Raw genomic sequence first — 17,369 nt, forward strand, 5'->3', positions numbered from 1 at the left:
ATTGAGGGGCAACATAGAAAGATTACGGGCGTTGTCTTAAGGGGAACACATAGCGGCCAAAACTGCTCGCACATCGCACAACAGTTCGATAATCGCACAAATTCCGCCAAACCCTCTCTACTGTTGCCCTATCTTGCGGCACGCTATAGCCAAAGTCAGCAAGCAAAGTTCAATGCTGACTGGCCCCATCGCTTCACGCGCTCCGGCCAGCCCGACAACCATAACTCCAGGAACAACCAGGAGCTCGCCTTGATCAATAAAACGTTTGAATCCATCGCCAGCGCGGTGGAAGGAATCACCGACGGTTCGACCATCATGGTCGGTGGCTTCGGCACAGCCGGCATGCCGTCCGAGCTGATCGACGGCCTGATCGCCACCGGTGCTCGCGACCTGACCATCATCAGCAACAATGCCGGCAACGGCGAGATCGGCCTGGCCGCTTTGCTTATGGCGGGTAGCGTGCGCAAGGTGATTTGCTCGTTCCCGCGCCAGTCCGACTCGTACGTGTTCGACGAACTGTACCGTGCCGGCAAGATCGAACTGGAAGTGGTGCCACAGGGCAACCTGGCCGAGCGTATCCGCGCAGCCGGCTCAGGCATTGGTGCCTTCTTCTCGCCAACCGGCTACGGCACCCTGCTGGCTGAAGGCAAGGAAACCCGTGAGATCGACGGCCGTCAGTACGTGCTGGAAATGCCGCTGCACGCCGACTTTGCGCTGATCAAGGCGCACAAGGGTGACCGCTGGGGCAACCTGACCTACCGCAAGGCCGCCCGCAACTTCGGCCCGATCATGGCCATGGCCGCCAAGACCGCCATCGCCCAGGTCGATCAGATTGTCGAACTCGGTGAACTGGACCCGGAGCACATCATCACCCCGGGTATTTTCGTCCAGCGCGTGGTCGCCGTTTCCGGCGCTGCCGCTTCTTCGATCGCCAAAGCTGTTTGAGGCCTGCCATGACCATCACCAAAAAGCTCTCCCGTACCGAGATGGCCCAGCGCGTGGCCGCAGACATCCAGGAAGGCGCGTACGTAAACCTGGGCATCGGCGCGCCGACCCTGGTGGCCAACTACTTGGGCGACAAAGAAGTGTTCCTGCACAGCGAAAACGGCCTGCTGGGCATGGGCCCAAGCCCCGCGCCGGGCGAGGAAGACGATGACCTGATCAACGCCGGCAAGCAGCACGTGACCCTGCTCACCGGGGGTGCCTACTTCCACCATGCCGATTCGTTCTCGATGATGCGTGGCGGCCACCTGGACATCGCCGTGCTGGGCGCCTTCCAAGTGTCGGTCAAGGGCGACCTGGCCAACTGGCACACCGGGGCCGAAGGTTCGATCCCTGCCGTAGGCGGCGCGATGGACCTGGCCACTGGCGCCCGCCAGGTGTTCGTGATGATGGACCATCTGACCAAGACCGGCGAAAGCAAGCTGGTGCCCGAGTGCACCTATCCGCTGACCGGGATCGCGTGCGTCAGCCGCATCTACACCGACTTGGCCGTGCTGGAAGTGACGCCTGACGGCCTGAAAGTGGTCGAGATCTGCGCTGATATCGACTTCGACGAACTGCAGAAGCTCAGTGGCGTACCGCTGATCAAGTAATCCGCGAAAGCGCCGGTAGATGCCCGCCTGCCGGCATTGCCCTCCCCGTACGAACGGTTTGGCCCGCTGGTCAGCCGTTCGGAACAGGCATCCTCTGCGCAATCTCCATGGCTATACCAGCATACGGAGGGCGTGGTCATGATTGATCCAACAACAGGTATGAAGACGGGTGAGCGTTACTGCGTGGAGAACGTTGAACGTGCGCACCAGTTCCCAGGTTTCTTTCTCGATGGCAAATATTACCTCGGCCCTGAGCTACTGACCGCTGTAGGTTGGTTGGAGGGTAAACGCTTCATTTACGACAATCTGGATGCCGCAGGTGAACCCATATTTCCTGATCGGGTAGCAGGAGATATCGAAGACCTGACGCTGACCTTGGTGGATGGCACAGCACTGAAGCTTTGCAGAGTGGACGTCAGCGCCATGACCGAAAAAAACCAAGCCGGCCACCCGCAGCACGCCGATACAGCGTTGAACCGCAACCCAAACACGGCGGAACCTGCAGCAAATCTGCGCGCACCAGCGAGTGGCCCGCAAAGCCTGGACGGTAGCTGGATAAGCCGTAGAGACAAAGCGCCGCTGTTGTTGAGTGCAGCCGTCATCGGGTTCCTCGCCGGGTTCATCATTACCCATGCCCAACGCAGGCACCGCTGAAGCGTCGCGGTGGAACTTCGCATAGGGTCGACGGCCTTCCATTTCATGTCTATCGAAAATGGAGCATCAACGATGAGTGCACAACTGAATGGCAAGCGCGTGGCTTTTCTGGTCACCGATGGCTTTGAACAGGTGGAGCTGACTGGCCCGCGTGAAGCCTTGGAAAAAAACGGTGCGGTGGTCGACATTTTGTGTGACAAGGAAGGCACTGTGCGCGGCTGGAACCACGACCAGCCCGCCGATGCATTTGCAGTGGATGCAACCTTCGACAGTGCCCAGTTCGATCTTTACGATGCCATCGTGTTGCCGGGCGGCGTACAGAATTCCGACACGATTCGCCTGATACCTGGCGCTCAGCAACTGGTGAAAAGCCACAATTCAGCAAACAAGCCGCTGGCGGTAATCTGCCACGGCGCCTGGTTATTGGTGTCGACTGGCCTTGCCAAGGGCAAGCGGATGACCAGCTACAAGACCTTGCAGGACGATATTCGCAATGCTGGCGGCACCTGGGTGGATGAAGAAGTGGTTGTGGACGGCAACCTGATCACCAGCCGCAAGCCTGACGATATCCCGGCCTTCAACGAGCAGTTGATCAGGGCGTTGGCTAGCTGACGTACGCCTTTCTGCAACGAGGCCCCCAGCCGCGCGTTTGTACCGCTCTGGGGGCCGCGCGCTGTGGCCCAACAGCGTTTATCACGCCAGCTGGATATACACCGAATAGCTAGCCAGCAGCACCCAAAACACCAGGAAGATCCACGGTGTGCGTAGCGAAAACAGCAATGACTTCCGATGCCCTGACCGGGAGGTCTCAGCTTCGCAAAATAGCGGTGACTCGTCGTAAGCCAAACCCATCAAGGGCTCGCTGCGCAGCAAATGGCTTTGCTTGAGCTGCCAGTGATCGATGATGTTGTATGCCGCGCGAATGCCCGGCCAGGCATTGAGCGAACTCAACACCCCAAGCAGCGCCAGGAACGCTGGCACGATCAGGGTGAACATCTCCCCCCACCCTTGGTTAAGGTTGCCCATGGAAGAGACGAAGGCAATAACCAAAAAGGACTGAGCAGCCAGGTAGGCGTCTGTGCGATTGGCCAGAATGCTGGTTTCGTATTGGATCTCACGCCGGTAAAAATCCAGGCGCTCCTTGGGAGAGCCGAACATCCTGGCATTGTGCTCGTTTATTTCGTGTTCTGGGGTCGCTGGGGTAATGATTCGAGGCACTCGCTCCTCCTGCAATTGGGCTCCCGGCTATAACAGCGCGCGGAGTTCAATGCGGTAGAACAAGCAATGTCGGCTGAAATTCAATCCAGTTGCCAACCTTGCACCGCTCGTCGCAGGCATCGCGCATTGAAACCAACGCATAGGCGCCAGACCTTTCCAACCGGTATGAGCATTCTCTAACCCAGGAGCTTCTACCATGCGAGACTTTCCGACGCCCCCCTTCCCGTCCCAGCCGCAACACGTCCCAGGCTCTCAGCGCAAGATGGAGCCGTATCCGGACTGTGGTGAGCAGTCGTATACCGGCCATAGTCGATTAACAGGCAAGATCGCCCTGATTACCGGAGGTGACAGTGGCATTGGGCGGGCGGTTGCCATTGCCTATGCCCGCGAAGGTGCCGACGTTGCCATCGCCTATCTCAATGAGCATGAAGACGCGCAAGAAACCGCGCGCTGGGTCAAGGCTGCAGGCCGACAATGCCTTTTGCTACCTGGAGACCTGGCGCAGAAGCAACATTGCTATGACATCGTTGAAAAGACCGTCAAACAGTTCGGTCGCATCGACATCCTGGTCAACAACGCCGCCTTCCAGATGTCCCACGAGACCCTGGGAGAAATCGAAGATGATGAATGGGTAAAAACCTTCGATACCAACATCACCGCTATCTTCCGTATCTGTCAGGCCGCGTTGCCGTCCATGCCGAAGGGCAGTTCAATCATCAACACGAGCTCGGTCAACTCCGACGACCCGTCGCCAAAGTTGCTGGCCTACGCCACGACCAAAGGCGCTATTGCCAACTTCACCGCTGGCTTGGCCCAGTTGCTTGGCAGCAAGGGTATTCGGGTCAACAGCGTGGCGCCCGGCCCCATCTGGACGCCCTTGATCCCGGCTACCATGCCCGACGAAGCGGTGAAAAACTTCGGTTCCAGCTACCCTATGGGGCGTCCAGGGCAGCCTGTTGAAGTCGCGCCGATCTACGTGCTGCTGGGCTCCGATGAGGCCAGCTACATCAGCGGTTCACGCTACGCCGTCACCGGCGGCAAACCCATCCTTTAACGAAACAGGCTCGCCAAAAAGCGAGCCTCACCCGCTGATTTTTCCGGATACTTTCAGGCTATGTTTACTGCATGGGATGGGCGGGCAAACGTTGCGATGAACTAATCAAGGCTGGATTGCGTCCACCGCGAAACAACAAGCGAGTCGATTTTCGAATGGCCAGCGAACCCGTATTAGCTGCACTTAGCTATCTCAAAGACAACCGGTTGATTTTGACGACTGCGGAGTCGTGTACCGCTGGCTGCATAGTGGCGTTGTTAGCGGCAGTGCCCGGTACCGGAGAGGTGCTGGAAAGTGGCTATGTCGTCTACTCCCCCAGCGCTAAGAAGCGCTTGCTCGGCGTAAGCGCCGAAACCATCGAACGCTACGGCCTTACCAGCGAGGCGGTGGCCTGGGAAATGGCCTTGGGCGCATTGAGAGACAGCGATGCCAACGTGGTGATTGCCACCACCGGTGTGGCTGGGCCTGCAGCTGAATCAGGCATACCGCCGGGCACCCTGTGTTTTGCCTGGGCGTTTGCCGGCGACACGCCAGCCGTTTTCACCCGCACCCAACGTTTTTTCGGTGAGCGGTCAGAGGTTATGCGCCAGGGGGCACTGTTCGGTCTGACCAGAATTGCCCACTATCACCAACGCTGGCTGCGCGGCGAGCGCGCTTGAGGGCGTGAAGATGGCGGAAGATGAACGGCTATCGAGGAGTCATCCAGTGCAAGAGGACATGCCGATGCAGCGGCGTGTCTGGCGTTTCGAGCGAGTGGGCTGGTACGTGCTCGTGGTTATCGTGCTGCTTGGCTTGGGCGGGCTATTTGGTGATGGCCCGTTAAGTGATGCCAAGGTGGTGAGCCAGGATGGTCGGTTAAAAGTTGAATATCAGCGCCTGAGTCGCAGTGGTACGACCGACAGCCTGTTCATCACCGTTCAAGGCCACCCTGGCCAGCCGGTGATGGTAGAGCTTGAGGGGACGCTACTGCGTCAAGCCAGTATCGAGACGATACAGCCACAACCGCAAGTTTCGCTGTCACATGGCCCGGCTCTGTTGCTGCAACTGGGCACCAGCAAAGACGGCTTAGCCACTTTGTACCTGACGCTGCGCAGTGAGCACGTGGGCACTTTGGAGGGCGCCGTCAGCGCCGGCCCGACCAGCGCAGTGCACTTTTCCACGTTCATGTACCCCTAGGAGTGCGTCATGGACTCGATCCTCCGCGCAGCCGGGATGTACGTCGCACTCGTGCTGCTGTTTCGCGTGGCCGGGCGGCGCTCGCTGGCTGACCTGACCACCTTCGATTTCGTCTTGCTGCTGATCATTGGGGAAGCCACCCAGCAGGCACTGCTGGGTGAGGATTTTTCGTTCACCAACGCCATGCTGGTGATCGCTACGCTGATCGTTCTAGATGTGGGCCTATCGCTGGCGAAACTCTCCTCCAAGCCGTTGGCCCGGCTTCTGGATGGGCACGCCACGCTGGTTGTTGAAAACGGGCGATTCCTTCACCAACGAATGCGGCGGGTACGCCTTACCGAGGACGATATTCTTGAGTCCGCGCGCGACAGCCAAGGTATCGAGCACATCGAGCAGGTGAAATTTGCCATCGTCGAGCGTAATGGCAAGATCTCGTTTATTCGCGTCGACTAAGGCGTGGAGCTGGCTCCGCAATCATCAGGGGATGAACTACGCTTTAAAGCAACACCGCAGATCGAAGAAACATTGCACAGGGCCGTTACGGCCAAATGTTGGTGGTAAGGGAATGGCCATTCTTCGGGATCGACACCCTCATCGCCATCAGCCGGGGTACGCTCCGTGAGATTCAAACAGCCCCTGCTTGCAGTTCTGTTACTCACCCAGTTTGTTGGTGGTTGTACGACACCAAATGTCCCCCATGAGCCCAGTCAGGCCCTGCCTGCCAACGCTTCAGCGCTCGGTCGTTCGATCCAAGCCCAGGTAGCCCCCCATCAAGGCCGATCAGGCTTTCGCCTGTTCCCGGAGAACGCCGAGGCTTTCGCCGCCCGCGCCGAGCTGATTCGCAATGCTCAAAGCAGCATTGACTTGCAGTACTACATCGTCCACGACGGCATCAGTACGCGGATATTATTGAGCGAGCTGCTTGACGCCGCCGATCGCAGAGTCCGCGTGCGGATTTTACTCGATGACACCACTAGCGATGACCTGGAGCGAACTATCGCGACCCTGGCCGCGCATCCGCATATACAGATCCGTGTGTTCAATCCGCTTCACTTGGGCCGCAGCACTGTCGTGACACGAACGATGGGCCGGCTATTCAACCTGTCGCAGCAACACCGGCGTATGCACAACAAATTATGGGTAGTGGACAATTCTGTGGCCATTGTCGGAGGGCGCAATTTGGGGGATGAGTACTTCGACGCCGAGCCCAGCAGGAATTTCACTGACATCGACATGCTCGGTGTCGGCCCGGTGGCACAGCAATTGGACCAGAGTTTCGACCAGTACTGGAACAATGCCCTGAGCAAGCCTATCGAGCAGTTTATTTCGATCAAGCCGACGACTGAAGACCTGAGAAATCTTCGGGCTCGGCTGAACACCTCCTTGGAGGAAACGCGCACCCAGAATCACGCGCTCTATCAACAATTGATGAGCTACACCACCCACCCCCGCCTGAACGACTGGCGCCGGGAGTTGATTTGGGCCTGGAATAAAGCGATGTGGGATGCTCCGAGCAAGGTCTTGTCGAATGGCGAGCCCGCCCCATACTTATTGTTGACCACCCAGTTGGCACCCGAGCTTAACGGGGTCACCAAGGAACTGATCCTGGTGTCGGCCTACATGGTGCCTGGCAAACCGGGGGTGGTGTACTTGACCCGACGGGCCGACGCCGGCGTGTCGATCAGCTTGCTGACCAACTCACTGGAAGCCACCGATGTACCTGCCGCACACGGTGCGTACGCGCCTTATCGAAAAACCTTACTGGAGCATGGTGTGCAGTTGTTCGAGTTACGCCGCCAATCCGGTGCCAATGGCGACAGCGACAGTGGGTCGCGCATGTTTCACACTGGATCCTCCAATAGTTCCGACTCCAGCCTGCATAGCAAGGCGATGATTTTCGACCAGCAGAAGGCGTTTATTGGTTCGTTCAATTTCGACTCGCGCTCGTTATTGTGGAACACCGAAGTCGGGGTATTAGTCGATGACCCCGAGCTCGCCGGGCGGGTGCGCGAGCTGGCTCTGGAGGGGATGGCACCGGCTCTCAGCTATCACACTCGGCTGGAAAACAAGCAGCTGATATGGGACACCGAAGATAACGGCAAACAACATACGTTGACCGAGGAACCGGGGAGTTGGTGGCGGCACTTCAATTCGTGGCTCAGCAGCACGATTGGGCTGGAAAAGATGTTATAGCGGGGCAGGATAAATCATGCAGATATGGACGAGGGGCCGCGACCGGCTTATCAGCCAATCGATGATGGCGCTGGGTTTTTGCGTTATCGCAATCATCGTAGACACACGGGCATTAGCCGCACCTCAAGCCACGCAAGAAATAACGCGCTTGCTGGACTTTGTAGAGCACAGTGGCTGCAAGTTTTTTCGCAACGGCACCGAATACTCAGGCCCCCGAGCTCGAGCGCATCTGGAGGAGAAGCTGCATTATCTCGAAAGCAAGAACCTGGTGAAAAGCGCGGAGGACTTCATCGACCTCGCTGCCACCAAAAGCAGTGTGAGTGGCCGTATCTACGAGGTTCGATGCTCAGAAGGTGCAGAACCCGCAAGCACTTGGTTGCAAAGAGAACTACAGAGGCAACGGCAACTTCAATAGTCTTTTCGTAAGCCAGTAGATCGCTGGGCCGACAACCGCCCATCGCTAGCAAGAAACGGCACGACTCACTAGTGGATGAAGACGTCTAGCCGCGGACTCGTCGTAGCGTGCATAGCCAGCTTGGCTTAGCAACCTCACCCGCTCACGATGACAACATCCCACCCGCTTCACAGGCGAAATTCGCAATGGTGTTCCAACGGGTCGTTTTTCTATGCCCCAGAAACGCAAAAAGCCCTGAATAATCAGGGCTTTGAATGTGGCGGAAGCGTAGAGATTCGAACTCTAGGATAGTTGCCCATCGACGGTTTTCAAGACCGTTGCCTTAAACCACTCGGCCACGCTTCCAGCTCGTTTTGCGGGCGCCATCATACCGCAATGAAACACGCTGTCAAACTCTCTGTGTCGCGGGTTGCGGGAGCTCTGATAGACTCCTAGCATCTGAACGTTTGAAAACCACCGGTTTACCAAGGAGTGTCGCCATGCGCGAACAGGATTACGCCGTACACCACGGCCAGCAGGTCGAGCAGCAGGAGATCAGCAAGGTCCTGCGCAACACGTACAGCCTGCTGGCACTCACCCTCGCCTTCAGCGGTGTCATGGCCTTTGTGGCCCAGCAGATGCGCGTCGGCTACCCGAACGTGTTCGTCGTGCTGATCGGCTTCTACGGGCTGTTCTTCCTTACCAACAAACTGCGTGATTCGGCTTGGGGCCTGGTTTCCACCTTCGCCCTCACCGGCTTCATGGGCTTCATCCTCGGCCCTATCCTCAATCGTTACTTGGGCATGGCCGGTGGCGCTGAGGTGGTTAGCTCGGCGTTTGCCATGACTGCACTGGTGTTCGGTGGTCTGTCGGCCTATGTGCTGATTACCCGCAAGGACATGAGCTTCCTCAGCGGTTTCATTACCGCGGGCTTCTTTGTTCTGCTGGGTGCCGTAGTGGCCAGCCTGTTCTTCCAGATCAGCGGCCTGCAACTGGCAATCAGCGCTGGCTTCGTGTTGTTCTCGTCGGTGTGCATTCTGTTCCAGACCAGCGCGATCATTCATGGCGGCGAGCGTAACTACATCATGGCGACCATCAGCCTGTATGTATCGATCTACAACTTGTTTGTCAGCCTGCTGCAGCTGTTTGGCATCATGGGTCGTGATGACTGATTGATTGCTGCATGAGAAAGCCCGCTTCGGCGGGCTTTTTTGTGCCTGCACGGTTCAGCCCAAACACAAAGCCCAAGCCAGGCACCTGGTAGCCCTGCCCCAACCCACCCGTCAAGCACACTCTAAAGCTGACCAACAAGTCAGCTTACTGCTCAAGTAGCCGTCGATCATGCCGCCATCGTGCTTTTCTCTACCGCAATCCCTTACCACCCCGTAGAATGCGCTCCTTTTTCTTCCGGGGCAGCTTTCAGCAATGAGCTCACACGAACACAGCCCAGGCGCAGCGGCGCCTGCAAATGAACTGGTGCTTGGCCTTGAGGACAAGCCACGGCTGTTGATTGGCCTGCTGGCAGCCCTGCAACACCTGCTGGCGATCATCGTACCGATCGTTACCCCTGGCCTGCTGATCTGCCAGGCGCTGGGCGTTTCGGCGCGTGATACCAACCTGATCGTGTCCATGTCGCTGGTCATCTCAGGCATTGCCACCTTCGTCCAGTGCAAGCGCTTCGGGCCGTTCGGCGCGGGGCTGCTGATCGTTCAAGGCACCAGCTTCAACTTCGTCGGCCCGCTGATTGCCGGTGGTGCGCTGATGGTCAAGCAAGGCACACCGGTAGAAGGTGTGATGGCGGCCATCTTTGGGGTGGTAATCGCCGGTTCGTTCGTCGAAATGGGCGTGTCGCGCATCCTGCCCTTCGTCAAACGCCTGATTACACCGCTGGTGACCGGCATCGTCGTATTGATGATCGGCCTGACCCTGATCAAGGTCGGCCTGATCAGCATGGGTGGCGGCTTCGGCGCCATGGCCAATGGCACCTTTGCCAACGGCGAAAACCTGTTGCTGTCGGGCGTGGTGCTGGCGATCATTGTCATCCTCAACCGTATCCCAGTGGTGTGGATGCGCAGCTGCGCCATCGTTATTGCCTTGGCGGTCGGCTACGCACTGGCTGGCTACATGGGCCGCCTGGACTTCACCGGCATGCATGAGGCTGCGCTGTTTCAGGTGCCAACCCCGCTGCACTTTGGCCTGAGCTTCTCCTGGGCACTGTTCATTCCCATGCTGGTGATCTACCTGGTGACTTCGCTGGAAGCCATTGGTGACGTTACCGCCACCAGTAAAGTGTCGCGCCAGCCGGTCGAAGGGCCGCTATGGATGCAACGCATCAAGGGCGGCGTGCTGGTCAACGGGGCCAACTCGCTGCTGGCGGGTTTGTTCAACACCTTCCCGAGTTCGATCTTTGCCCAGAACAACGGCGTTATTCAGCTGACCGGTATTGCCAGCCGCCATATCGGTATGTGGATTGCCGTGATGCTGGTGCTGCTGGGGCTGTTTCCGAGCGTTGCCGGGGTGATCCAGGCGGTACCGGAGCCGGTGCTGGGTGGCGCAGCCATGGTCATGTTCGGGGCGGTTGCGGCTTCGGGGATCAATATTCTAGCCAGCACCCGCCTAGATCGTCGTGCCCTGCTGATTATTTCGGTGTCGCTGGCGCTGGGCCTGGGTGTGGCGCAGGTCCCGGAATTCCTGGCGCATATGCCGGCAGCAATTCGCAATGTGCTGGAGTCGGGTGTGGCTACTGGGGGTATCTGCGCGTTGGTGCTGAACTGGTTCTTGCCAGAGAGTAAGGAACAGGCCTGAGTCAGGTGCCTGTCGGTTAGGGCCATGGCGCTACTGCACAGGCCACACGATTGAATACAAAGCCCGCCCCGCCATGCACAAGCGGGCACGGGCTTTTTTGCTTTATCATGGCACCATTCCTTTGCATGAGTTACCCATGAAATTCGCTATCGCGGTGTTCTCCCCGGCCCATGCACCGTCTTCGCGGCGAGCCCTGCGCTACGCCGAGGCAGTGCTGGCCGGCGGGCATGAGATTGCCCGGCTGTTCTTCTACCAGGACGGGGTACATAGTGCCTCGGCCAACGTGGTCGCCCCTCAGGACGAAGTGGACGTGGCCGGCCAGTGGCGTGCCTTTATCCAGGCCAACCAGCTGGACGCCGTAGTGTGCATCGCCGCCGCCCTGCGCCGTGGCGTGCTCGACGAGGCCGAGGCCAGTCGCTACCAACGCCCGGCTGTGAACCTGCCCAAACCCTGGGAACTGTCGGGGCTGGGCCAACTGCATGAGGCGGTACAGGTAGCCGATCGCCTTGTTTGCTTCGGAGGCGACTGAAATGGCCAAATCCTTGTTGATCATCAGCCGCCAAGCCCCCTGGAACGGCCCATCAGCCCGCGAGGCGCTGGACATCGCCCTGGCCGGTGGTGCGTTCGACTTGCCGCTGGGCATGCTGTTCCTCGACGACGGCGTATTCCAGCTCGCCCCGGGCCAGCAACCCACAGCCGTGCAACAGAAGAACCTGGCCGCCAACTTGCAAGCACTGCCAATGTTCGGCGTCGAGGCGTTGTTCGCCTGCAGCCACAGCATCACCCGCCGCGGCCTGGCAGCGGACACCCTTGCCCTGCCGGTACAAGTGCTGGATGACGCGGCACTGGCCGCACTGATCGCCCGTTTTGACCAAGTGGTAACGCTGTGATGACAACCCTGCATGTAATTGCCCACTCCCCGTTTGGCGACGAGCGCCTGGCCAGCTGCCTGCGCCTGCTTGGTGCCAGCGACGCCCTGCTGCTGTGCGGTGACGCGGTGTATGCCTTGTGCAGCGGCAGCGAACCGTATCGCCAGCTGCAAGCCGCCGGCATAGCCCCACGCCTGTTCGCCTTGGACGAGGACGTGCAGGCACGCGCGGTCGCCAACGCGCTGGCCACAGCCGTGGACTACGCCGGGTTCGTCGAACTGTCGCTGCACTATGACAAGGTCAACAGCTGGCTATGAATACGCTCAATATTGGTGATCAGGCGATCGCCCTGGACAAGGACGGTTTCCTGGTCGACCTGCAAGACTGGTCCCACGCCGCTGCCGAGGCATTGGCCGCGCGCGAGGGTATCCCGCTGACAGCGGACCACTGGGAGATCCTCGAACTGCTGCGCCAGTTCTACCAGGAGTACCAGCTATCCCCGGCTACGCGCCCGCTGATCAAGTACACGGCCCTGAAGCTGGGCCCGGACAAGGGCAACAGCCCGCACCTGAACCGCCTGTTCAATGGCACTCCAGCCAAACTCGCCGCCAAGCTGGCGGGCCTGCCCAAGCCGACCAACTGCATATGACCCAGCCACGCCCACTGACCTTGGAAACCCCCGCCGAACACCCGTTCGCCGAATTTGTGCGCATTCTCGGTAAAGGCAAGCGCGGCGCGCGCGGCCTAACCCGTGAGGAAGCCCATGCAGCCATGACCCTGCTGCTGGAAGGCAGGGTCGAAGACACCCAGCTCGGTGCTTTTCTCATGCTGTTGCGGCACAAGGAGGAAAGCGCCGACGAACTGGCCGGCTTCACCGAGGCCCTGCGCGCGCATCTGCAAGCACCGCGCATCGCCGTCGACCTGGACTGGCCCACTTACGCCGGCAAGAAGCGCCACCTGCCCTGGTACCTGCTGGCCGCCAAATGCCTGGCCGTCAATGGCGTACGTATTTTGATGCACGGCGGCGGTGCGCACACCGCCGGGCGCATGTACACCGAGCAGTTGCTGTCTTTGCTGGAAATCCCGCTATGCCGCGACTGGCGTTCGGTCGGCCAAACCCTGGACCAGCACCACCTGGCTTACTTCCCGCTGCAGGATTGGGCTCCGCAGTTGCAGCGCATGATCGACCTGCGCAACACCCTGGGCTTGCGCTCGCCCATCCACTCGCTGGCCAGGGTGCTCAACCCGCTGGGCGCACGTTGTGGTTTGCAGAGTATCTTCCACCCCGGTTACCAGGCGGTGCACCGCGAGGCCAGCCGCCTGCTGGGTGATCATGTCGTGGTAATCAAGGGCGATGGCGGCGAGTTGGAGGTCAACCCCGATGTCATCAGCCACCTGTACGGCACCACGGCAGGCGAAGCCTGGGATGAGGAGTGGCCGGCGCTAAGCGAACGTCGGCACGTGAAACCGCCGAGCCTGCAGCCCGAGCATTTGCTGGCAGTTTGGCGCGGCCAGGCCGAGGACAGCTATGGTGAACTGGCCGTGGTGGCGACCATGGCCCTGGCCCTGCGTGGCTTGGGCCAGGACCGCGAGCAGGCGTTCGTCACGGCACGCGCCTACTGGAGGGCGAGGAATCAATCGGATAAGTAGATGGTTTGCAGGCAGTATTTGCGCTATTTATTCGAATTATTTCCCCTAGACTGGGCTCCAACGACAAACAACTTTGTTCGAGGAGCTCACCATGGGCCTATTGATCGACGGCCGCTGGCATGACCAGTGGTACGAAAATGGCAAGGACGGCACGTTCAAACGCGAAAACGCCCAGCGCCGTCATCAGCTACCCGCTCCCGAAGCCGGCCGCTACCACCTGTATGTTTCGCTAGCATGCCCATGGGCGCACCGCACTTTGATCTTCCGCGCGCTCAAGGGCTTGGAGCCGCTGATCGACGTGTCCGTGGTCAGCTGGCTGATGCAGGACCATGGCTGGACCTTCGACCAGCAGCAAGGCTCCTCCGGTGATCACCTTGACGCCCTCGAGTACCTGCACCAGCGCTACACCCAGGATGACCCGCACTACACTGGCCGCGTTACGGTACCGGTGCTATGGGACAAGCAAGAGCAGCGCATCGTCAACAACGAGTCGTCAGAGATCATCCGCATCTTCAACAGTGCGTTCAACGAGGTGACCGGCAATAACCTCGACCTGTACCCAGAGCCACTGCGCCCGACCATCGAAGCGTTGAACGGGCGCATCTACCCGGCGGTAAACAACGGCGTGTATCGCGCAGGCTTTGCCACCGCGCAAGATGCCTACGAGGCTGCGTTCGACGATGTGTTCAACGAATTGGATTATCTGGAAGACCTGCTCAGCCGCAACCGCTACCTGGCGGGCGAATACCTGACCGAGGCTGATATACGCCTGTTTACCACCTTGGTGCGCTTCGATGCGGTGTACCACGGGCACTTCAAGTGCAACCTGCGGCGCCTGAGCGACTACCACAACCTGTCCAACTGGTTGCGTGAGTTGTACCAGTGGCCTGGGGTGGCGGGCACGGTGAACATGGAGCATATCCAGAAGCACTACTACATGAGCCACAAGACCATCAACCCGAACGGGATCGTGCCCAAAGGGCCGCTGCAGGACTTTGGCCTTGCGCATGATCGGGAACGGTTGGCGGGCAAGGGGATCTGGCAGGCTTGAGCTCGTCGGGGCTGCAAAGCAGCCCCAGCAATTTCAGCTGTTTTGCGAACCTTCGAACCAGGCCAGCTTGTCACGCAACTGCACCACTTCCCCGACAATCACCAGGGTTGGCGCATGCACTTCATGCTGGGCCACCAGGCTTGGCAAATCCGCCAGGGTACCGGTGAACACCCGCTGATTACGCGTAGTCCCCTGCTGCACCAGCGCCGCCGGGGTACTGGCCGCACGGCCGTGGCGAATCAGCTCGGCACAAATGGTCGGCAAGCCCACCAAGCCCATGTAGAACACCAGGGTCTGTGCCGGCGCCACCAGGTCATTCCATGGCAGGTTACTACTGCCGTCCTTCAAGTGCCCGGTCACGAAGCGCACCGACTGGGCATAGTCACGATGAGTCAGCGGAATTCCACCATAGGCAGAACAGCCACTGGCCGCCGTAATACCCGGCACCACCTGGAACGGGATGCCATGCTCGGCCAGCTCTTCGATCTCTTCACCACCCCGGCCAAAAATGAACGGGTCGCCGCCCTTCAGGCGCAGCACGCGTTTGCCCTGCTGGGCCAACTCGACCAGCAGGCGATTGATTTGGTCCTGCGGTACGGCATGGTCCGCGCGGCGCTTGCCCACGTAAATGCGCTCGGCATCGCGCCGGCACATCTCGATGATGGCCGGTGCCACCAGGCGGTCGTACAGCACCACGTCAGCCTGCTGCATCAGGCGCAAGGCACGGAAGGTCAGCAAATCCGGATCACCCGGCCCTGCCCCCACCAGGTACACCTCACCGCCCTGTTGCATCGGCGCACCATCGACCATCGCCTGTAGCAAGCGCTCGGCCTCGGCGCCCTGCCCGGCTAGCTGGCGTTCGGCAATCGGCCCCTGGAATACAGTCTCCCAAAAACCACGACGCTGGTTGACGTCCGGGTACAAGGATTTGACCTTGTGCCGGAAACGCGCTGCCAACCCGGCCAACTCACCGTAGGCGGACGGCACCCAGGCTTCCAGCTTGGCACGAATCAAACGTGCCAGCACTGGGGCATCCCCGCCGCTGGAGACGGCAATCACCAAGGGTGAACGGTCGACAATCGCCGGGAAGATCACCGTGCACAGGGCCGGCGCATCCACCACGTTGACCGGCAGGCTAAGTGCCTGCGCATCGGCCGACACCTGGGCGTTCAGCCCAGGGTCATCGGTGGCTGCAATCACCAGCCGGCAACCGACCAGGTCGGCTGCCTGATAGCCTCGCACCAGCACCTCACCGCCACCCTCCCGGGCCAGCGCGGCCAGCTGGCCGTCGACATCCGGTGCCACCACGCGCAGCGCAGCGCCGGCATCGGCTAGCAGGCGCGCCTTGCGCAAGGCGATCTCACCGCCGCCGACGACCAGCACGCGGCCACCCTGCAGCTTGTGGAACAGCGGCAGGTAATCCATTTAGCGGATGACCTCGACGCCGCCCATGTAGGGTTTCAGCACTTCCGGCACACGGATCGAACCGTCAGCCTGCTGGTAGTTCTCCAGCACGGCCACCAGCGTACGGCCCACTGCCAGGCCAGAGCCGTTGAGGGTGTGCACCAGTTCTGGCTTGCCGGTTTCCGGGTTGCGCCAGCGGGCCTGCATGCGGCGTGCCTGGAAGTCGCCACAGTTGGAGCACGAGCTGATCTCGCGGTACTTGTCCTGGCTCGGCACCCACACTTCCAAGTCGTAGGTTTTCACCGCGCCAAAGCCCATGTCGCCGGTGCACAGCGCCAGTACCCGGTACGGCAGCTCCAGCAGTTGCAGTACGCGCTCGGCGTTGGCGGTCAGGCCTTCCAGGGCTTCCATCGACTTGGCCGGCTCGACTACCTGCACCATCTCCACCTTGTCGAACTGGTGCTGGCGGATCATGCCGCGGGTGTCACGGCCGGAAGCACCGGCTTCACTGCGGAAGCATGGCGTATGGGCCACCAGCTTCAGCGGCAGTTGCTTGGCATCGAGGATGGCACCGGCCACCAAGTTGGTCAGCGACACTTCGGCAGTAGGAATCAGGTAGAAATCGGCCTCGCCTTCGCGGGTGATCTTGAACAGGTCTTCCTCGAACTTCGGCAACTGGCCGGTGCCTTGCAGGGCTGGGGCCTGTACCAGATACGGGGTGTAGTGTTCCTCGTAGCCGTGCTCACCGGTGTGCAAGTTGATCATGAACTGGGCCAGGGCGCGGTGCAGGCGGGCGATTGGGCCACGCAGCACGGCAAAGCGAGCGCCGGACAGCTTGGCGGCAGCTTCGAAATCCAGGCCACCGCTGATTTCACCGAGGGCGACGTGGTCCTTGATTTCGAAGTCGAACGCTTTCGGCGTGCCCCAACGGCGCACTTCAACGTTGTCATCTTCGCTGGCGCCGACCGGCACGCTGGCGTCTGGCAGGTTAGGAATAGTCAGCAGGATGCCGTCCAGTTCCGCCTGAATCTCGTCCAGTTCGGCCTTGCCGGCGGCCAGTTCGTTGGCCATGCGCTCGACATCGGCCATCAGCGGCGCGATGTCTTCACCCTTGGCCTTGGCCTGGCCGATAGACTTGGAACGGGCGTTACGCTCGGCCTGCAGCTGCTCGGTGCGGGTTTGCACTGCCTTGCGGCGCTCTTCCAGTGATTCGATGCGCGCGACATCCAGGCTGAAGCCACGGGAGGCCAGGCGATCCGCCACTTCCTGAAGTTGGCCGCGTAACAGTTTGGAATCGAGCATATCG

Annotated in this window: 20 protein-coding genes, 1 tRNA gene and 1 pseudogene; 18 read left to right on the plus strand and 4 right to left on the minus strand. The window is 60.1% G+C overall.

Annotation, left to right across the window (positions count from 1 at the left end; genetic code table 11):
• Positions 1–249: 249 nt before the first annotated feature.
• The 4 genes and pseudogenes from DV532_RS15910 to DV532_RS15925 all read left to right on the plus strand — a co-directional run bounded on the left by DV532_RS15910 (position 250) and on the right by DV532_RS15925 (position 2,861).
• Complete coding sequence (locus DV532_RS15910) at positions 250–945, plus strand: 3-oxoacid CoA-transferase subunit A (protein WP_056802975.1); 696 nt, start codon at positions 250–252, stop codon at positions 943–945.
• A gap of 8 nt (positions 946–953) precedes the next feature.
• Entirely contained in the window at positions 954–1,595 is a 642-nt protein-coding gene (locus DV532_RS15915; protein ID WP_056802979.1) for a 3-oxoacid CoA-transferase subunit B, read from the plus strand.
• 138 nt (positions 1,596–1,733) lie between these two features.
• Positions 1,734–2,015, plus strand: a pseudogene (locus DV532_RS30710) (short-chain dehydrogenase); the annotation flags it as partial.
• A 306-nt stretch (positions 2,016–2,321) separates the two neighbouring features.
• Positions 2,322–2,861: a type 1 glutamine amidotransferase domain-containing protein gene (locus DV532_RS15925; protein WP_056802985.1), complete on the plus strand. Its 540-nt coding sequence runs from the start codon at positions 2,322–2,324 to the stop codon at positions 2,859–2,861.
• A gap of 81 nt (positions 2,862–2,942) precedes the next feature.
• Here the strand turns inward: DV532_RS15925 and DV532_RS15930 are convergent, their stop codons facing one another.
• A complete protein-coding gene (locus tag DV532_RS15930; RefSeq protein ID WP_056802988.1) occupies positions 2,943–3,467 on the minus strand; it encodes a hypothetical protein in 525 nt (174 codons plus the stop codon).
• Positions 3,468–3,663: 196 nt separating this feature from the next.
• Here DV532_RS15930 and DV532_RS15935 point away from each other — a divergent pair, with 196 nt between their 5' ends.
• The 6 genes from DV532_RS15935 (at position 3,664) to DV532_RS15960 (ending at position 8,305) form a co-directional block, all read left to right on the plus strand.
• Positions 3,664–4,521: an SDR family oxidoreductase gene (locus tag DV532_RS15935; RefSeq protein WP_056802991.1), complete on the plus strand. Its 858-nt coding sequence runs from the start codon at positions 3,664–3,666 to the stop codon at positions 4,519–4,521.
• A gap of 155 nt (positions 4,522–4,676) precedes the next feature.
• Positions 4,677–5,180 carry a CinA family protein gene (locus DV532_RS15940; protein WP_056802995.1) on the plus strand — a complete coding sequence of 168 codons (504 nt, stop codon included), beginning with the start codon at positions 4,677–4,679 and terminating at the stop codon, positions 5,178–5,180.
• Between the two features lie 64 nt (positions 5,181–5,244).
• A complete protein-coding gene (locus tag DV532_RS15945) occupies positions 5,245–5,697 on the plus strand; it encodes a hypothetical protein (protein ID WP_236707536.1) in 453 nt (150 codons plus the stop codon).
• A gap of 9 nt (positions 5,698–5,706) precedes the next feature.
• Positions 5,707–6,150: a DUF421 domain-containing protein gene (locus DV532_RS15950; RefSeq protein WP_056803000.1), complete on the plus strand. Its 444-nt coding sequence runs from the start codon at positions 5,707–5,709 to the stop codon at positions 6,148–6,150.
• 165 nt (positions 6,151–6,315) lie between these two features.
• The gene (locus tag DV532_RS15955; RefSeq protein ID WP_056803003.1) at positions 6,316–7,890 is read left to right on the plus strand and encodes a phospholipase D family protein; all 1,575 of its coding nucleotides are present in this window, start codon (positions 6,316–6,318) and stop codon (positions 7,888–7,890) included.
• A gap of 61 nt (positions 7,891–7,951) precedes the next feature.
• A complete protein-coding gene (locus tag DV532_RS15960; protein WP_372340002.1) occupies positions 7,952–8,305 on the plus strand; it encodes a DUF5329 domain-containing protein in 354 nt (117 codons plus the stop codon).
• 257 nt (positions 8,306–8,562) lie between these two features.
• Here the strand turns inward: DV532_RS15960 and DV532_RS15970 are convergent.
• Positions 8,563–8,650 (minus strand) — tRNA-Ser (locus tag DV532_RS15970).
• Positions 8,651–8,784: 134 nt separating this feature from the next.
• Between DV532_RS15970 and DV532_RS15975 the strand changes: the two genes are divergently transcribed.
• The 8 genes from DV532_RS15975 to DV532_RS16010 all read left to right on the plus strand — a co-directional run bounded on the left by DV532_RS15975 (position 8,785) and on the right by DV532_RS16010 (position 14,659).
• Positions 8,785–9,456 (plus strand): Bax inhibitor-1/YccA family protein, encoded by a 672-nt coding sequence (locus DV532_RS15975; RefSeq protein WP_056803009.1) that lies wholly within the window; start codon positions 8,785–8,787, stop codon positions 9,454–9,456.
• Between the two features lie 253 nt (positions 9,457–9,709).
• Positions 9,710–11,089 carry a nucleobase:cation symporter-2 family protein gene (locus tag DV532_RS15980; RefSeq protein WP_056803012.1) on the plus strand — a complete coding sequence of 460 codons (1,380 nt, stop codon included), beginning with the start codon at positions 9,710–9,712 and terminating at the stop codon, positions 11,087–11,089.
• Positions 11,090–11,225: 136 nt separating this feature from the next.
• Positions 11,226–11,618 carry a sulfurtransferase complex subunit TusD gene (gene tusD / locus DV532_RS15985; protein WP_056803015.1) on the plus strand — a complete coding sequence of 131 codons (393 nt, stop codon included), beginning with the start codon at positions 11,226–11,228 and terminating at the stop codon, positions 11,616–11,618.
• Position 11,619: 1 nt separating this feature from the next.
• A complete protein-coding gene (gene tusC, locus DV532_RS15990; protein WP_056803019.1) occupies positions 11,620–11,979 on the plus strand; it encodes a sulfurtransferase complex subunit TusC in 360 nt (119 codons plus the stop codon).
• Positions 11,979–12,275 (plus strand): sulfurtransferase complex subunit TusB, encoded by a 297-nt coding sequence (gene tusB, locus DV532_RS15995; protein ID WP_056803021.1) that lies wholly within the window; start codon positions 11,979–11,981, stop codon positions 12,273–12,275. Before tusC ends, tusB begins: the two co-directional genes overlap by 1 nt.
• A complete protein-coding gene (locus tag DV532_RS16000; RefSeq protein ID WP_056803024.1) occupies positions 12,272–12,607 on the plus strand; it encodes a TusE/DsrC/DsvC family sulfur relay protein in 336 nt (111 codons plus the stop codon). Before tusB ends, DV532_RS16000 begins: the two co-directional genes overlap by 4 nt.
• Complete coding sequence (locus DV532_RS16005) at positions 12,604–13,608, plus strand: glycosyl transferase family protein (RefSeq protein WP_056803027.1); 1,005 nt, start codon at positions 12,604–12,606, stop codon at positions 13,606–13,608. The genes DV532_RS16000 and DV532_RS16005 overlap by 4 nt, the downstream gene beginning before the upstream one ends.
• A 91-nt stretch (positions 13,609–13,699) precedes the next feature.
• Complete coding sequence (locus DV532_RS16010; RefSeq protein ID WP_056803030.1) at positions 13,700–14,659, plus strand: glutathione S-transferase family protein; 960 nt, start codon at positions 13,700–13,702, stop codon at positions 14,657–14,659.
• Between the two features lie 33 nt (positions 14,660–14,692).
• Here the strand turns inward: DV532_RS16010 and cysG are convergent, their stop codons facing one another.
• Complete coding sequence (gene cysG, locus DV532_RS16015; RefSeq protein ID WP_056803033.1) at positions 14,693–16,084, minus strand: siroheme synthase CysG; 1,392 nt, start codon at positions 16,082–16,084, stop codon at positions 14,693–14,695.
• The gene (serS, locus tag DV532_RS16020; protein WP_056803036.1) at positions 16,085–17,365 is read right to left on the minus strand and encodes a serine--tRNA ligase; all 1,281 of its coding nucleotides are present in this window, start codon (positions 17,363–17,365) and stop codon (positions 16,085–16,087) included.
• Positions 17,366–17,369: the final 4 nt, after the last annotated feature.

Origin of the sequence: Pseudomonas sp. Leaf58, from assembly GCF_003627215.1 — a bacterium.
Taxonomy (GTDB): Bacteria; Pseudomonadota; Gammaproteobacteria; order Pseudomonadales; family Pseudomonadaceae; genus Aquipseudomonas.

Excerpts from the sequence above, each read along its gene's own strand:
- DV532_RS15915 (WP_056802979.1), top strand. The coding sequence starts at position 954 with ATGACCATCACCAAAAAGCTCTCCCGTACCGAGATGGCCCAGCGCGTG.
- DV532_RS15925 (WP_056802985.1), top strand. The coding sequence starts at position 2,322 with ATGAGTGCACAACTGAATGGCAAGCGCGTGGCTTTTCTGGTCACCGAT.
- DV532_RS15935 (WP_056802991.1), top strand. The coding sequence starts at position 3,664 with ATGCGAGACTTTCCGACGCCCCCCTTCCCGTCCCAGCCGCAACACGTC.
- DV532_RS15940 (WP_056802995.1), top strand. The coding sequence starts at position 4,677 with ATGGCCAGCGAACCCGTATTAGCTGCACTTAGCTATCTCAAAGACAAC.
- DV532_RS15945 (WP_236707536.1), top strand. The coding sequence starts at position 5,245 with ATGCAGCGGCGTGTCTGGCGTTTCGAGCGAGTGGGCTGGTACGTGCTC.
- DV532_RS15950 (WP_056803000.1), top strand. The coding sequence starts at position 5,707 with ATGGACTCGATCCTCCGCGCAGCCGGGATGTACGTCGCACTCGTGCTG.
- DV532_RS15960 (WP_372340002.1), top strand. The coding sequence starts at position 7,952 with ATGATGGCGCTGGGTTTTTGCGTTATCGCAATCATCGTAGACACACGG.
- DV532_RS15975 (WP_056803009.1), top strand. The coding sequence starts at position 8,785 with ATGCGCGAACAGGATTACGCCGTACACCACGGCCAGCAGGTCGAGCAG.
- DV532_RS15980 (WP_056803012.1), top strand. The coding sequence starts at position 9,710 with ATGAGCTCACACGAACACAGCCCAGGCGCAGCGGCGCCTGCAAATGAA.
- tusD (WP_056803015.1), top strand. The coding sequence starts at position 11,226 with ATGAAATTCGCTATCGCGGTGTTCTCCCCGGCCCATGCACCGTCTTCG.
- tusC (WP_056803019.1), top strand. The coding sequence starts at position 11,620 with ATGGCCAAATCCTTGTTGATCATCAGCCGCCAAGCCCCCTGGAACGGC.
- tusB (WP_056803021.1), top strand. The coding sequence starts at position 11,979 with ATGACAACCCTGCATGTAATTGCCCACTCCCCGTTTGGCGACGAGCGC.
- DV532_RS16000 (WP_056803024.1), top strand. The coding sequence starts at position 12,272 with ATGAATACGCTCAATATTGGTGATCAGGCGATCGCCCTGGACAAGGAC.
- DV532_RS16005 (WP_056803027.1), top strand. The coding sequence starts at position 12,604 with ATGACCCAGCCACGCCCACTGACCTTGGAAACCCCCGCCGAACACCCG.
- DV532_RS16010 (WP_056803030.1), top strand. The coding sequence starts at position 13,700 with ATGGGCCTATTGATCGACGGCCGCTGGCATGACCAGTGGTACGAAAAT.
- cysG (WP_056803033.1), bottom strand. The coding sequence starts at position 16,084 with ATGGATTACCTGCCGCTGTTCCACAAGCTGCAGGGTGGCCGCGTGCTG.
- serS (WP_056803036.1), bottom strand. The coding sequence starts at position 17,365 with ATGCTCGATTCCAAACTGTTACGCGGCCAACTTCAGGAAGTGGCGGAT.